A 14,028-nucleotide genomic window follows, 5' to 3' on the forward strand; every position below is an offset into this window, starting at 1 on the left:
GCGGCTTTTGGGCGTCCAGTGCGTGCCATACCCAACCCTACAACATATTCAATGAATTAACGGCGCGGAACACTAGGCACAGGTCTGGCTGACGCCAGAAGGGGGAGGGATGACAGATTTCTTCGTACTACCGGGCACCCGCGTGCCCCTCGGCGACCCCGGCGGTGTGGGCACCAGCCCCATCCCCGGCCGCACCGCCCCCTACAGCAACCCCGAACTCGACGACGGCGGCGTAGTCCAAGTCGTCGACGCCGAGTGGGCCCGCAGGGCTGGGGTGGCGAGGGAGTTGGCGGCGGAGTTGGCAGACGCATTGGCAAGTCTCGACATGGCGGGCCTGAAGAATCACTATGGCCAGGGTGTACGGGAAGGGGAGGATTTCTACCAGAAGGCGAAGGCCTTCGTTTCTTCATATTCAGCCAAAGTGCGTGTACATGTTGCCGCCTTGCAGTCACTCGCATCCATGTGCGACAACGCAGACAGCTCGCTCAGAACTACGGATTCAAATAGCGCACGTGATATCCAAGCTTAGGCGTTGGAGCACATCCGCAACACTGCTCATTCTCGACATAGTCGTCGCAGTGTTCGCGATAGTCAGCTGTTCATCAAGCAATCAATCTACTCGTCCACCATTCACATTCATTTCAGTACCCTCTGCTACGCCCAGTGAGATCAGGCACACCGATCAACGCGGCATGTCGTTGCCGTTCGCCACGCGATTCCCTGACCGCTGGAGCAACCTCAACGACGGATCGACCTATGAGCCATGCACTGCGTTGACACCGCCGGAGATTTCCTCCCTGGGCCTCGCCCCAAACTCAGTGGCTGACGCAGCGGCAGCGAACCACCAAACAGTGAGGGGATGTCGGTGGACCTTCACCGGTTCGAGGACCTCGACTGCATACCAAGAAGTTGGAAATGCTCCGGCGCTAGACGTATACAAGGCGAAGAATGGTGACATATTAGATTGGCGACCCGACATCATTCTTAATGGTCGAGCCGTCGCGGTTGGCGTACGCAAGGGGCGCTCGAGCTGCACCACCCACGTGCAATCCGGTTCGGCAATTGTCACAACGTCGTTCTCGGTCAACATCGATCCACCACCAATCGATAAGATCTGCGACATGGCTATCGCCTTCACCGAAGCCACGATCGACAAGATGCCGCCCTGAACTGAGCGAGACGAATATAACCTGCACCTATAGCGACGACCGAGACGATTATCGTCGTCGCCGTCGCTATAACCGCACATTATATTCAATGACCGCCCGATTCCATGCCCGGAAGGCCGAGTGAACCGCCACACAAAAGAACTGGTAGTCATCGTCTTCGCTGCCACACTGGTTGCCACAGTTTCGTCATGCTCGAGACCCGCAGATCCATCGCCGCAAATGCGCTCAAGTCCGTCACATCAGTCTGCGGTTGCAGCAACGATTCGCCAGACGGATTCGGAGGGTAGACACTTGCCCTTCACAACCAAATTCCCCGATCGCTGGAACTCGAGCAATGACGGCACGACTTACGAACCATGTACCGCGGTGACCACGGCAATCCTTCAGGAATTTGCGCTCGATCCATCTAGCGTTAAAGATACTGCAATCGCGAATCATCAAACAGCTCGTGGGTGTAACTGGACCTTCGCAGACAACCGATTCGGAAGACTTTCACAATTCCTCGGGAACGGACCTACACTCAACGAGTACAAGGTCAGTAAGGCGCCGATAATCCGGTGGCTGCCAAACATACAGATCGCAAGTCGCACAATCGCAGTGGGAGCACGGGATGAAGATAACTGCTCAACGTATTTGAAATCAGGTTCTGCCGTTATAGTAACCAGCGCAAGTATTGCCATCAATCCACCACCCATTGACCAACTCTGCGCGACGGCCATCGCCTTCACCGAGGCCACCATCGACAAGATGCCGCCCTGAACCGGGCGAGACGAATATAACCTGCACCTATAGCGACGACCGAGACGATTATCGTCTCGGCCGTCGCTATAGCCGCACATTATATTCAATGACCGCCCGATTCCATGCCCGGAAGGCCGAGTGAACCGCCACACAAAAGAACTGGTAGTCATCGTCTTCGCTGCCACACTGGTTGCCGCAGTTTCGTCATGCTCAAGACCCGCAGATCCATCGTCGCAAACGCTCGATCCATCCAGCGTTACAGACGGCGCAATTGCAGACCACCAGACTGCACGCGGATGCGATTGGACGTTTAGAGAAGATGGGTCCGGGGGAATTTATCAATCACTCGGCAATGCCCCTACGCTCGACGAATACAAGACCAGCAAGTCCTCGGTGATTGACTGGGCAGCAGACAGGCAGATCTCGAATCGCGTAGTCGCAGTCGGTGGTGGTGCGTGTGATGGGCAACCTCATCACCGCCGACGACGCCGACCTCGTCGCCCGCGCATGGCGTTCGGCCGGGCGGGTCTCCACCCGCGTCGATCACCGTCCGCCGTTCGCCTGACGTCCCACCCCGCTGCCATTGGTTTGAGACGAATCGGGTGATACGTTTCATATATCTGATAGGCCGCGCAGTGCAGGGAGCATCATGTCGACCGTTTCGTTGATCGCGCGTCGGGTCGGCGCCCGCCGCGCCGAGCGTTACCGCCTGCGTGACGACCTCGCCCGCGTGGACCCGGCCGCCGCCCCCGAGAGCTACGCCCGCGGCCTGGGCACCCTCGAATATCCGTGGGGCATCACGATGGCACTCAGCTTTGCCCTCTTCCGCACCTACGCGGTGCCTTCCATCGGCGAGTTGCTCTATGAGACCGGCGAATTCACAGACCGCACCCAAAAGCGCTACGACGACACCGTCCTGCTCCTCGACGCACCCGTCGAACATGGCTTCGCCGATCCGCGGGGCCGCGCCGCGATCCGGCGCATCAACCAGATGCACGCCATGTACGACATCTCCAACGACGACATGCTCTACGTCCTCGCCACTTTCGTCGTGTGCCCGGTGCGCTGGGTTGCCGCCTACGAGTGGCGACCGTTGCGGCCCAACGAGATCGACGGGCTCACCGAGTACTACCGCAAGCTCGGTAAACACATGGCGCTCAAGGATATCCCCGACACCTACGAGGCCTTCGAACACTTCCTCGAGGAATACGAGCGCGAACATTTCGCCTACTCGCCACGCTCACGCGAGGTCGCCGATTCCACGCTCGCGCTGCTCACCACCTTCATGCCGTTTCGGCTGTTGCCGGCCTGGCTCGTCCGCCGACTCTCCTACGCCCTCATGGACGACCCGCTCCTCGACGCCTTCCGCTATCCCCGGCCCACCGACGCCGAGCGAGTGGTCGCTCGTGCCGGCCTCAAGGCCCGCGGCCTTGCCATCCGCTTCTTCGCTCGGCCCCGCACCACCCCGCAGTATGGACGCGACATGCCGCAGATCCGCTGCTATCCGCGCGGCTATGACGTCGACGACCTCGGCACCTTCACCCCCGGCTGCCCCATCCACAAGGTTCGCGGCAACCCTCCCAAAACCGGCCATCCTGACTACAATCCCTCTCACGCCATCTAGGCACAGGTCTGGCTGACGCCAGAAGGGGGAGGGATGACAGATTTCTTCGTGCTACCCGGCACCCGCGTGCCGCTCGGCGACCCCGGCGGTGTGGGCACGAGCCCGATCCCCGGCCGCTCTGTGCCCTACGACAACCCCGAACTCGGCGACGGCGGCGTAGTCCAAGTCGTCGACGCCGAATGGGCCAGAAGGGCGCAGGTGGCGAGGGAGTCAGCCGATAGCCTCGCGGAGGTTGCGAGACAAGTCAGCCGCCTGTTGAAAAGCAACGTATTCGGCGATTGCGAAGAGGGTCGGCTATTCCACTCGCGAATAGTGAGCTTCGTGACGGAATGGGGACGAAGCCTTGCTAACCAAGCGAACAGCCTTGAAGTACTCAGCCACATGTGTAAGACCGCACAGGGCGAGTTGACCGAGACGGACCGTGCGGCTGCGAGCGACATTGAAGCCTAACGCGGCGAAGTGCTTGATAGTCGCCGTAGTATCCGCTCCTCTATTCGCGACGATTCTGTCGTGCTCCCGTACAGCAGAATTTCAATCACCGACACAGACAAGCTTAGCTAGCCACTCCGCTACCACTTCGACTCGCCAAACCGATTCGGACGGTAAACCACTACCATTCAAAACGAAATTTCCCAATCGTTGGAACTCCAACAACGATGGGACAACCTACGAACCATGCACTGCGGTCACGTCGGCGATTCTTGAGAGATTTTCACTCAACCCGTACAGCGTCACAGATGCTGCGATTGCAGATCACCAGACCGCGCGTGGGTGCGACTGGACATTCAGAGAAGATCGGTCAGCAGGAATCTATCAGTCGCTTGGTAACGCACCTACACTTGACGATTACAAGACGAGCAAGTCTTCGGTAATCGACTGGCTGGCGGACACTAAGATTGACAATCGCAGGGTCGCAGTGGGCATTCTACGAGATGAGGATTGCTCAACATATGTACAGTCAGGCTCAGCGGTCATAGTGACAAGTGTCAGTATTGTAATCAATCCCCCACCCATCGACCAACTCTGCGCGAAGGCGATCGCCTTCACCGAGGCCACAATCGACAAGATGCCACCCTGAACCGGGCGAGACCAATATAGTCTGCACCTATAGCAACGGAAGAGACGATTATTGTCACGACCGTCGCTATAGCCGCACGCTATATACCCATCACATGCGAACGGCCGAATGGATGGCGGCGATGCCGCCGGTGAGGTTCTGCCAGCGGACATCGGTGAAGCCGACGTCGCGGATGAGGTCGCCGAGGCCGAACTGGTCGGGCCACGCGCGGATCGACTCGGCGAGATACACGTATGCGGCCGGATTGCTCGACACCTTGGTCGCGACCGTCGGGAGCGCCTTCATCAGGTACTCCAGGTAGACGGTGCGGAACGGGCCGAACGTGGGTGTGGAGAACTCGCAGATCACCAGTCGGCCACCGGGTTTCAGCACGCGGTGCAGCTCACCCAGCGCGATGGTCACGTCGTGGACGTTGCGCAGCCCGAAGGAGATGGTGGCGGCATCGAAGGACTCGTCGGCGAACGGCAGGGCCATGGCGTCGGCCGCCACCTTCGGCACATCGCGCGCCGCACCCGCCTTGAGCATGCCCAACGAGAAGTCGGCGGCCACACACGCTGCCCCCGACGACGCCAGCTCGACCGTCGAGACCGCGGTACCGGCCGCAAGGTCGAGGACCACGTCATCACGCGTAAGTGCCAGCGCCTTACGGGTGGCCTTACGCCACCGCCGATCCTGCGCAAAGGAGAGCACAGTATTGGTGATGTCGTACCGCTTGGCGACGCCGTCGAACATCGCCGCAACCTCGGCCGGGTCCTTGTCCAGACTCGCACGATCGGGTTCAGCCATGGCGACAACGCTACCTGCGGCTGCCGCGGCCACCACCGATACCTCGGCCACCTGTCGTGTCGCACGTCACAAATCCACAAAGGTGCAGGTCGGACCCCGACCACACCCGGCATTCACCAAACGTTTTCCGACACCGGGTTTTCACCACCCCGCCCGGGGAACACCGTGAACACAGAGAGTTCGTCCCGACATCAGGAGGGAAACATGACCGTCTCGACCACCACCATCCAGCAACAGCTGCGCACCATCCTCGCGCTCACGAACACCGAGATCCAGATCGCCCAGACGCGGCAGGCACAGGCCCGCACCGACGCCGTACGCGCCGAGCTTTCCGGAAACGCGGCCAAGGGCCGTAAGCGCGCGACCGCCATCGAGAAGGCCCTGCGCGAGCGTCACGGCGTCGCCGACGTCGTCCGTCCGGCCCTCGGCCGGGTCGCGGCCTCGATCAAGACGCTGGCCGAACAGGCCGAGCCGCTCGACGAGGCACTGCTCGGCGACCTCGCGCTCGAGCAGGAATTGCTCAGCCGCGCAACATACCTCAAGGCGCTCGCCACCGGGGCCGACGACACCGACCTCGTCTCGCTCGCGCAGCGGCTGATCGACGCGCACACCGAAACCATCGAGTGGATCAACACCGTGCTCGCCGAAGAGGCACTCGGCGGCCCCGCCGCGCTGCGCCGCAGCCCGTCCCAGTGGGTCAGTGGCCTCGCCGCCCGCGCGGTGACCCTGCCGGGGACCGCCGCCTCACGCGGCATCGACCGCGCCGCCCACACGCTGCGTCAGGTCCCCGACTTCGTCTCCGGCCTACGCAGCCGCGTCGGTGAGACCGTCGACGAGGTCGGCAGTGCCGCCGAGCAGGCCGGCCAGAGCGTGCTCGACGCGGGAGCGGCGACCATCAAAACCGCGGCGGCCGGCCGCGACGCCGCACTCGAGGCCATCGAGGACAACGCGCGGGTCAACGGCGCACCCGGTGTCGCCGACGCGCTACACTCTGTCCGCGAGTCCACCGGCATCGTCGACCCAGACGACCTGCCCATCCCGGACTACGCCGACCTGAATCTCAGCGAAGCCATCGCCGCGATAAAGGATCTCGACGAGCCCGCCGACGTCCGAGTGGTCCTCCACTACGAGGAGGCACACAAGAACCGGCAGCGCGTCGTATCCGCCGCGGAGACCCGCATCGCCGGGATCGCCAAAGATGTGGTCGGCGTCGAGTAACCCACGCGCCGACAACAGCACGCCGTCCGCCCCACCACCCCGGGGGCGGGCGGCGTTGTCGTACCCGTCCCCACATTCTGGAACCACAAGCACGCGCAGGTTTCAGAAGCGCTCCACCGAGGAATCCCCAACCACACCAGCGACCCAGGAACGAGGACACGTGACAGGCACACCCGATCACCGCCCCGACACCGACGAGGCCCGCGCGGCCCGCGACACCGTCGACGACCTCGAACGCAAGATCACCCACAACCCCGCCGAGGACGACGAACCCGTCGTCGACCCGGCATCGACGTCGGATCAGCCAGGCAGCGACGACCCCCACTCACCCAACGCAGGCCACGCCGAACCGACCGACTGACCTGCCGGTTCGACCCACCCGCGGCCGTCGACAGCGTTTGAACACCGCCGCCGAGGGGTATAAAGCAACCATGCATCCACCTACGCGCACCACCCCGGTGGCGCCGGCCCTGCCGCAGGCGCGGGGGCCGCTGTCAGATGAGCTCATCACCGCCCTGCGCGACGGCACCGAGATCGACAGCGCCGCACTGCGCCGAACCGCCGTCGACGAGGCAGATCCCTTCGGCGACGACGTCCAGCTCGCCCTCTACGTCGCCTACGAGTTGCACTATGCGGGTTTCGCCGACGTCGATGACGACCGCGAGTGGGACCCCGGCATCCTCGGCCTGCGCCGCGACCTCGAACGCATCCTCCTCGACGCCGTGCACGCGAACGTCGATACCGAAGAGGCGAGCCCCGGGCAGACGAGAACCGGACAGACGAGCGCCGAACAGTTGATGGCCGACCTCAGCGTCGAGCCGGTCCACGGCGACGGCCTCTCCTACCGGTTGCGCGACGACGGGACGTGGCAGCAGTTCCGCGATCTGTTCGCGCTGCGTTCGCTGTATCACCTCAAGGAGGCCGACCCGCACGCCTGGGCCATTCCCCGGCTGCGCGGGACGGCCAAGGCCGCGTTCGTTGCCGTCGAGTTCGACGAATTCGGTGCCGGCCGAGGCGAATCGGTACATCAGGAGCTCTTCGCCGACCTCATGGTGGCCGCCGACCTCGATCCCGGCTACCTCGCCTACCTTGACCGCGCCCCGGCGTGGGCGCTGACCCCGGTGAACCTGATGTCCTGCTTCGGTTTACACCGATCAATGCGTGGTGCGACGGTAGGTCACTTCGCCGCCACCGAGATCACCTCCTCGCCCGGCTCACAACGCCTGCTCACCGGTCTCGAGCGCCTCGACGCCCCCGAACCGTGCAAGTATTTCTACCGGGAGCACGTCGAGGCCGACGCCGTCCACGAGCAGGTGCTGCGCCGAGATGTGGTGGGCGCCTTGGTGTCCGAGGAACCAGAGCTCGAAGACGACGTGATCTTCGGGATCCGCGGATTCCTGTTCGTCGAGGATGCCTTCGAGGCCGGGCTGACCGCCGCATGGAAGGCCGGTCCCGTCCTGGCCGGAGTCGCACCCGTCGCCGTGTGAACTCACCGCGCGACCGCCTACTCCCGCCGCCCTACTCCCGTCGCCGACGCCGATGACTGGTGTCGCACAACGGATAATTGCGGCTGCGCCCACACGCACAGACAGCCACCATGAAGCGGTCGGACTGCACATGCGAGCCGTCGGGAAGCTCGATGTCGACGGGACCGGGCACCATCATCGGTCCGCCCCGGATCACCCGGATCTGCGTCCGCTCTTCCGGCCCGCTCATGCCACATCCCGCTTGACCGCGCGTACCACCACGAGATCCTCTGTGCGGCGCCCGTATTCGAGCAGTCCGCGGCGTTCGAGCCAGTCGGCCCGGGCGGTCATCACCGGCCCGAACGGCACCGACCACCGCGCCATCACATCGGCGTGGAGTCCGGTGGCCCGCAACGCCCGCACAGTGGCGGTCACGTCGGCGAACTCCGACTGCACCACGAGCATCGTCCCGCCCGGCTCGAGGAACTCGGCGGCGACCGCGCACAGTGGATCGAGCACCGCACGTCCGTCCGGACCGGCATCCCAGGCGTGCGCCGGGCCAGGGCTGGCCTCGACCCCATCCCGCGGGTCGGGCGCCGGAACGTACGGCGGATTGCAGGTCACCACGTCATACCGCCCGCGACCGACCTGATCCTGAAACCTGCCGAGCCGCACCTCGACCTGGCACGGCGCGTCCCGGCACCGCTCCCGCGCGCTGCGGACGGCCGCCTCCGACAGGTCGACGGCCACCACCGACCGCGCGCCCAGATGCGCGGCGGCCTGCGCCAACACGCCGCTGCCGGTACACAGATCCAGGGCGCGGGCGCCGATGAGGCCCGGCACCGCGCGCAGGCAGTCGACCAGCAACCGCGAATCCTCTTGGGGCTGATAGACCTCGGGTCGATAGACCGGATCCGGATCCACTTGGGCCTGATCACTACCGCCGACATGCGACGACGGTTCGGGAACGGTCTGCTCGAAGCTGAGTGTCATGTGCGCTTTCCGGGCCGAGGCGGGTGACAAGGTGCGCACGCAGCATTGCCCGCCCGCACCTCCGTCAAACCCAGTCTCCGGCAAACCGCGCTCCCGTCAACCCCTCCCCGGCCGATCCCGCCCGGCGCGCGCTACCCGGCCAGCCGGTCCGGCACGTCACCCGCATCCCCGCCGCGCTCGGCGATCACCGCGCGGTAGTGGCCCAGCAACTCCTCGCACAGCGCCGGCCAGGTGCGCGCCCGTACCGCCGCCAGCCCGGCTCGTCCCATCGCGACCCGCCGCGCCGGGTCCGCCAGCGCGGCGACCGTCTCGCCGATGCGGTCGGCATAGTCGGCCGGATCGAGCAGGAAGCCGGTCTGCAACGGCGTCACCAGATCTCGCGGTCCACCGGCATCGGGCCCGATCACCGGGATGCCGCTGGCCATGGCCTCCTGGATCGCCTGACAGAACGTCTCGTGTTCACCGGGATGGGCGAACACGTCGAGGCTCGCATACGCCCGCGCCAGCTCGGCGCCGCGCAGCTCGCCGGTGAACACCGCGTTCGGGCAGAGCCGTTGCAGCCGTGCACGTTCGGGGCCGTCGCCGACGATGACCAGCTGAACCGAGTCGTCGCGGTCCAGTGGCGCGAGGCGCTCCACATGCTTTTCCGGTGCGAGCCGCCCGACGAATCCGACGATCAATCGTCGCCCGCCCCACTCGCTTCGCAGGCACTCGTCGCGGTTGGCCGGCGTGAACTGCGCCGTGTCGACGCCCCGCGCCCATCGATGCAGTCGAGGCACCCCTTGGGCGGCAAGGTTTTCCATCGTCGCCGTGGAGGGTGCGAGGGTGCGGTCGCAGGCCAGATGCACCATCTGCGTGTAGCGCCGCGCCGCGCGTCGGGCGATCTGTAGGCGGTAGGCCTCGGCGAATCCCGCGACGTCGGTCTGGAACACCGCCACCGACGGCAACCGTAACCGCTTGGCCGCCAACGCGCCCGCCCCGCCGACGACGAACGGCGACGCCAGATGCACCACGTCGGGTTGCGCGTCACGCAGGGTCCGGTACAGGCTCGGTACCGGCATCCCGACCGGCAGGGACGTCACCCCGGGAAAACGCATCGACGGCACCGTGTGGACCGGGGTGCGCCGACCCACCATCCGCGGTGCCCGCCGACCGTCACGTTCGGAGTCCGGTGCGATGACGATCGCGTCATGCCCCGCGTATTCGAGGTGCTCGACCACTCGCAGCACCGAATTGACGACCCCGTTGACCTGCGGAAGAAAACTCTCGGCGACGATGGCCACGCGCATGGGGCCAATGCTGGCCGGGCTCGGTGACCACGGCGGCCCCTGCATGTGACCGGCGCACGAACTCCGCGCGAATCTCTGGTCACCCCGAGCTGGTCACCCCAGCCGGCTACGCCCCGACCGCTTTACGCCCCGACCGTTTACGCCCCGACCGTTTACGCCCCGACGATGGCCCGATCGTCGGCGGGCCGGGGGGTCGGGTCGTCATCGGGGCCGTCGCCGCCGTCACCATCGTCGGTGCCGGGATCGGCTTCGCCCGCGCGTCGCGCCGAGCGCCGCAGCAGCCGCCGGTTGGTCTCGGCGATCAGCAACATCACCGCGATCACGACCAGCCACACCAATCCGGCCACCGACAACGCCGGGATGATCGCCAACGACGCACCCCGGCCGGCCGGTTTCGCGAGGTTCGGATTGCTGCGGTCGTATTCGACGCTGATCCGCTGCCCGGTGCCGAGCTCGGTCGGATACAGCAGTCCCAGCCGTGGGCTGTAGATCTGCCCGTCGGGCGTCTGGAAATAGGCGACGGCGTGGAGCGGGTCGGCCGAGACGATGTCGGCCATGACGGTGCCCTTGTCGCGGTCGATCGCGGCATCGTTGCGGTAGGCGGCGACGACTATCGCTCCGGCCATCACGGTGAGGATCAGCCCGATCACCAGCAGCGTCTTCTGCACGCGCCGCAGGATGACCGGTTTCATGGGGTCAGAATACGCGGCGGCGTATGCGCGCCGGGATGCCCGCATGCTCGCCGACGCGCCCGCGCCATCGCGGCTGCGCAGCCGAGCCGGCGCTACCGAAGCCGCGCCATGATCCCGGCATGTACCGAACGCAGCCGGTCGCGATCGGTACTCACCTCGATCACCTCGATTCCGGTGGCGCCGGGCGCGGCCAGTGCCGCAGGCAGATCGGCCGGCCCGACCCGCCGATGCGGGATGTGGAAACCCGCACACAGTGACGCCAGATCCGTGTGGTGCGGGGTGCCGAAGACCCGCTCATACGCCCCGGCATACGGCCCGGAGTTGAACCGCGGATCGCCCTGTTCGAGGAGCCCGAAGATGCCGCCACCGTCGTCGTTGGCGACGACGATCCGCAAGGCCCCCGGCCGCGGCTCCGACGGCCCGACGATCAGCCCGGTCGCGTCGTGGATGAACGTCAGATCGCCCATCAGCGCCACTGTGCGGGAGCCGGGCCGCGCGGCGTCGTGCGCGAGCGCCGCGCCGAGCGCCGTCGAATTCGTCCCGTCGATCCCGGCCACTCCGCGATTGGAGAGCACCCGCACCCCGTCGGATACCCGCCCGGCCAGCGCCACATCGCGGATCGGGTTGCTCGCGCCGACGACGAGCTGCTCGCCGGAATTCATGGCCGCGCTGACCACCCGCGCCACGTGCAGACCCGTCGCCGCACCGTCGGCGTCGAGCTCGGCGTCGACGGCACCGAGCACCCGCTGATGGATCGCGGCGCACTTCTTGAGCCAGTCCTCGCTCGCCTCACCGACCGCCTCGACCCGCGTGCCGGTCGCGAACACGTTGCCGGAGACGTCGGGCCAGCGCGGGCCGGTCGTCACCGCGTACACCCGCACCTCCGGGTCGGCGAGCAGCCGGGCGACGCCGCGGTGCAGCGTCGGCCGACCGCAGATGATGGCCTGCTTGGGTGCCAGCGCATCGAGGGCCAGCGGATGCAGCGGCGTCACCGCATGTGGTGCGGTCGGCTCGGCGACGGTCGGGATCGCGTCGAGTTCGGGCAAGCGGCCCGCCCCATGGCCGGCGACGACGACGGTGTCGACGGAGAGATCGATGGGCAGCGGGATATCCAGTTTGCCGACCGGCGCCTGCGTCCACGGCAGCCCGCCCGGGCGGCCGGCGAACTCGCCGAGATCCGCCTCGGGCGAGGTCTGCGGGCCCGGGACCAGCGGTTCGCGCAGCGGGATGTCGAACTGCACCGGCCCGGCATTGCCCGTGCGCGCGCCCCGCGCGGTGGCGAGGACGCGGCCGACGGCCGAACGCCACTGGCTGTTGGTGTCGACGTCGGCCTCGGCCAGGCCCAGACTGATCGCGGCCCGCACCTGCGTACCGAAGATGCCGAACTGCTCGACGGTCTGATTGGCCCCCGACCCCAGCAGCTCATAAGGCCGATTCGCGCTGACCACCACCAGCGGCACCCGCGCGTAATTTGCCTCGAACACCGCCGGACTCATGTTGGCGACGGCGGTTCCGCTGGTCATGACGATCGGCACCGGCCGCCCCGACGACACCGCCAGCCCCAGCGCCAGGAATCCCGCCGACCGCTCGTCGATCCGCACATGCAGCCGCAACCGGCCGGCCGCGTCGGCGGCGTGCAGCGCGAACGACAACGGCGCGTTCCGCGACCCGGGGCACAACACGGCCTCGTGAACCCCGCCGCGGATCATCTCGTCGACGATGACCCGCGCCTGCAGCGTCGACGGGTTCGGCGCGGTCTCCGGCGATGAACTCATGGATTCCACAGTAGAACCTCGCTCAGTCGTCCCACGCGGGCGCGATCCGGTGCCGATCGTCGGCGAGGGTTTTCTCGATGTCGGCGACGGTATCGTCCCAGCCGTACAGGACGTCGTCGTAGGTGAGCCGCATCGTCGAGTACCCCATGGCCAGTGCCCGGCGGTCGTTGCGATAGTTCTCGAGGCTGGTGTGATGCAGCTCGCTGTCACATTCGATCAGGAGTCGGCCCACCAGCAGATCGGAGAATCCCACTCCGATGAGCCGCGGTTGCACGACAACCTCGAAACCCAGTCGCCGCAGCCGGATTCGGACGAGGGTCTCGGTCCCCGACTGCGAGCACGGATCGCATTCGGTGAGGAGTGTGTCGATCACACGAGTCGGGCGCGGCAACATCGCCCGCAACAGCTCGACGTCGAGTTGGGCGCTGTGCATGAAGGAATCGGCGACCGCGATCCAATCATCACCGGTCATACAGGGGATCGCCGCGCACAGCGCCAACGGAGCCTGGTCGAGGATCGTGTGGACCGGTATCGGCGGCCCGGATGGCCGGCAGCACGCCTTGCCGAGGTCCAGGGCCGCCTTGCCGGAGCGGATGTGTACCGAGTCGTAGCCGGGCGGAACCCAGAAACCATGTTTGTCGAGGGCCGTCGGCCCGGACAGCGCTCCGTGGTTGCGCGCCGCCACGACAGCCTGCGGGTCGGCGTCGCGCGTCGCATACCACCCGGGCCGCACCGCGATCAGTTCGTTGCGGCGCACCATCCGGCGCAGGTCGTTGTCGGTCAAACCGGTCGCGAGCAACTCCAGCCGCCGGTTCACTCCCAATTCCACTCGTTTTTCCATGCGGATTGGACGCAGCCGAGCCCGGAATCGATCCATCCGTCCCATTCTCAGTCATTCCGAAAGTAGAGATTCGGCATAACCGCAGGTCAGCGGGTCCGGTCTACTCGGCAAATGACTGAAAACGGGCGAGCATCGCCGTCACCGGCACTACCCTCGCCCCATGGGCCCCGGTTTCTACGACCGACGCTTCCTGCCGCACCTGGTCAACGTGACCTGCGGCGCCTACCCGTTTTTCCATGCGGATCGGACGCAGCCGAACCCGGAATCGATCCATCCGCCCCATTCTCAGTCATTCCGAAAGTAGAGATTCGGCATAACCGCAGGTCAGCGGGTCCGGTCTACTCGGCAAATGACTG

At 65.8% G+C, this 14,028-nt stretch carries 16 protein-coding genes; 9 read left to right on the forward strand and 7 right to left on the reverse strand.

Annotation, left to right across the window (positions count from 1 at the left end; all coding sequences use genetic code 11):
* The first annotated feature begins 109 nt into the window (after positions 1-109).
* The 6 genes from ACPXB3_RS17210 to ACPXB3_RS17235 all read left to right on the forward strand — a co-directional run bounded on the left by ACPXB3_RS17210 (position 110) and on the right by ACPXB3_RS17235 (position 4,612).
* Positions 110-529 (forward strand): hypothetical protein, encoded by a 420-nt coding sequence (locus ACPXB3_RS17210; RefSeq protein WP_425728759.1) that lies wholly within the window; start codon positions 110-112, stop codon positions 527-529.
* The gene (locus ACPXB3_RS17215) at positions 432-1,169 is read left to right on the forward strand and encodes a DUF3558 family protein (protein WP_425728749.1); all 738 of its coding nucleotides are present in this window, start codon (positions 432-434) and stop codon (positions 1,167-1,169) included. The genes ACPXB3_RS17210 and ACPXB3_RS17215 overlap by 98 nt, the downstream gene beginning before the upstream one ends.
* Positions 1,170-1,289: 120 nt before the next feature.
* The gene (locus ACPXB3_RS17220; protein WP_425728679.1) at positions 1,290-1,928 is read left to right on the forward strand and encodes a DUF3558 family protein; all 639 of its coding nucleotides are present in this window, start codon (positions 1,290-1,292) and stop codon (positions 1,926-1,928) included.
* 631 nt (positions 1,929-2,559) lie between these two features.
* Positions 2,560-3,534: an oxygenase MpaB family protein gene (locus ACPXB3_RS17225; protein ID WP_425728681.1), complete on the forward strand. Its 975-nt coding sequence runs from the start codon at positions 2,560-2,562 to the stop codon at positions 3,532-3,534.
* Positions 3,535-3,567: 33 nt separating this feature from the next.
* Entirely contained in the window at positions 3,568-3,984 is a 417-nt protein-coding gene (locus ACPXB3_RS17230; protein ID WP_425728683.1) for a hypothetical protein, read from the forward strand.
* Entirely contained in the window at positions 3,956-4,612 is a 657-nt protein-coding gene (locus ACPXB3_RS17235) for a DUF3558 family protein (RefSeq protein WP_425704948.1), read from the forward strand. The genes ACPXB3_RS17230 and ACPXB3_RS17235 overlap by 29 nt, the downstream gene beginning before the upstream one ends.
* Before the next feature lie 90 nt (positions 4,613-4,702).
* Here the strand turns inward: ACPXB3_RS17235 and ACPXB3_RS17240 are convergent, their stop codons facing one another.
* Positions 4,703-5,398 carry a demethylmenaquinone methyltransferase gene (locus ACPXB3_RS17240; protein WP_425704949.1) on the reverse strand — a complete coding sequence of 232 codons (696 nt, stop codon included), beginning with the start codon at positions 5,396-5,398 and terminating at the stop codon, positions 4,703-4,705.
* 204 nt (positions 5,399-5,602) lie between these two features.
* Here ACPXB3_RS17240 and ACPXB3_RS17245 point away from each other — a divergent pair, with 204 nt between their 5' ends.
* From ACPXB3_RS17245 to ACPXB3_RS17255, 3 genes are all read left to right on the forward strand, one after another.
* Positions 5,603-6,616: a ferritin-like domain-containing protein gene (locus tag ACPXB3_RS17245; RefSeq protein WP_425728685.1), complete on the forward strand. Its 1,014-nt coding sequence runs from the start codon at positions 5,603-5,605 to the stop codon at positions 6,614-6,616.
* Positions 6,617-6,776: 160 nt separating this feature from the next.
* The gene (locus ACPXB3_RS17250; protein ID WP_425704951.1) at positions 6,777-6,977 is read left to right on the forward strand and encodes a hypothetical protein; all 201 of its coding nucleotides are present in this window, start codon (positions 6,777-6,779) and stop codon (positions 6,975-6,977) included.
* A gap of 70 nt (positions 6,978-7,047) precedes the next feature.
* On the forward strand, positions 7,048-8,103 hold the full coding sequence (locus tag ACPXB3_RS17255) for an iron-containing redox enzyme family protein (RefSeq protein WP_425728687.1): 1,056 nt from the start codon (positions 7,048-7,050) through the stop codon (positions 8,101-8,103).
* A 31-nt stretch (positions 8,104-8,134) separates the two neighbouring features.
* Here ACPXB3_RS17255 and ACPXB3_RS17260 read toward each other — a convergent pair whose 3' ends face one another.
* The 6 genes from ACPXB3_RS17260 to ACPXB3_RS17285 form a co-directional block, all read right to left on the reverse strand.
* A complete protein-coding gene (locus tag ACPXB3_RS17260; RefSeq protein ID WP_425728689.1) occupies positions 8,135-8,332 on the reverse strand; it encodes a CDGSH iron-sulfur domain-containing protein in 198 nt (65 codons plus the stop codon).
* Complete coding sequence (locus ACPXB3_RS17265) at positions 8,329-9,075, reverse strand: HemK2/MTQ2 family protein methyltransferase (RefSeq protein ID WP_425728691.1); 747 nt, start codon at positions 9,073-9,075, stop codon at positions 8,329-8,331. The genes ACPXB3_RS17260 and ACPXB3_RS17265 overlap by 4 nt, the downstream gene beginning before the upstream one ends.
* 131 nt (positions 9,076-9,206) lie before the next feature.
* Entirely contained in the window at positions 9,207-10,364 is a 1,158-nt protein-coding gene (locus ACPXB3_RS17270) for a glycosyltransferase family 4 protein (RefSeq protein WP_425728693.1), read from the reverse strand.
* Positions 10,365-10,516: 152 nt separating this feature from the next.
* Complete coding sequence (locus tag ACPXB3_RS17275) at positions 10,517-11,056, reverse strand: hypothetical protein (protein ID WP_425704956.1); 540 nt, start codon at positions 11,054-11,056, stop codon at positions 10,517-10,519.
* A gap of 92 nt (positions 11,057-11,148) precedes the next feature.
* A complete protein-coding gene (gene menD, locus ACPXB3_RS17280; RefSeq protein WP_425728695.1) occupies positions 11,149-12,831 on the reverse strand; it encodes a 2-succinyl-5-enolpyruvyl-6-hydroxy-3-cyclohexene-1-carboxylic-acid synthase in 1,683 nt (560 codons plus the stop codon).
* A gap of 22 nt (positions 12,832-12,853) precedes the next feature.
* Positions 12,854-13,660: a hypothetical protein gene (locus ACPXB3_RS17285; protein WP_425728697.1), complete on the reverse strand. Its 807-nt coding sequence runs from the start codon at positions 13,658-13,660 to the stop codon at positions 12,854-12,856.
* Between the last annotated feature and the right edge of the window lie 368 nt (positions 13,661-14,028).

It is taken from the genome of Gordonia sp. DT219 (genome assembly GCF_049847065.1).
Classification (GTDB): domain Bacteria; phylum Actinomycetota; class Actinomycetes; order Mycobacteriales; family Mycobacteriaceae; genus Gordonia.

Coding starts and splice junctions, on each gene's coding strand:
- menD (WP_425728695.1), bottom strand. CDS start 12,831: ATGAGTTCATCGCCGGAGACCGCGCCGAACCCGTCGACGCTGCAGGCG.
- ACPXB3_RS17275 (WP_425704956.1), bottom strand. CDS start 11,056: ATGAAACCGGTCATCCTGCGGCGCGTGCAGAAGACGCTGCTGGTGATC.
- ACPXB3_RS17240 (WP_425704949.1), bottom strand. CDS start 5,398: ATGGCTGAACCCGATCGTGCGAGTCTGGACAAGGACCCGGCCGAGGTT.
- ACPXB3_RS17265 (WP_425728691.1), bottom strand. CDS start 9,075: ATGACACTCAGCTTCGAGCAGACCGTTCCCGAACCGTCGTCGCATGTC.
- ACPXB3_RS17215 (WP_425728749.1), top strand. CDS start 432: ATGTTGCCGCCTTGCAGTCACTCGCATCCATGTGCGACAACGCAGACA.
- ACPXB3_RS17270 (WP_425728693.1), bottom strand. CDS start 10,364: ATGCGCGTGGCCATCGTCGCCGAGAGTTTTCTTCCGCAGGTCAACGGG.
- ACPXB3_RS17210 (WP_425728759.1), top strand. CDS start 110: ATGACAGATTTCTTCGTACTACCGGGCACCCGCGTGCCCCTCGGCGAC.
- ACPXB3_RS17225 (WP_425728681.1), top strand. CDS start 2,560: ATGTCGACCGTTTCGTTGATCGCGCGTCGGGTCGGCGCCCGCCGCGCC.
- ACPXB3_RS17230 (WP_425728683.1), top strand. CDS start 3,568: ATGACAGATTTCTTCGTGCTACCCGGCACCCGCGTGCCGCTCGGCGAC.
- ACPXB3_RS17245 (WP_425728685.1), top strand. CDS start 5,603: ATGACCGTCTCGACCACCACCATCCAGCAACAGCTGCGCACCATCCTC.
- ACPXB3_RS17260 (WP_425728689.1), bottom strand. CDS start 8,332: ATGAGCGGGCCGGAAGAGCGGACGCAGATCCGGGTGATCCGGGGCGGA.
- ACPXB3_RS17255 (WP_425728687.1), top strand. CDS start 7,048: ATGCATCCACCTACGCGCACCACCCCGGTGGCGCCGGCCCTGCCGCAG.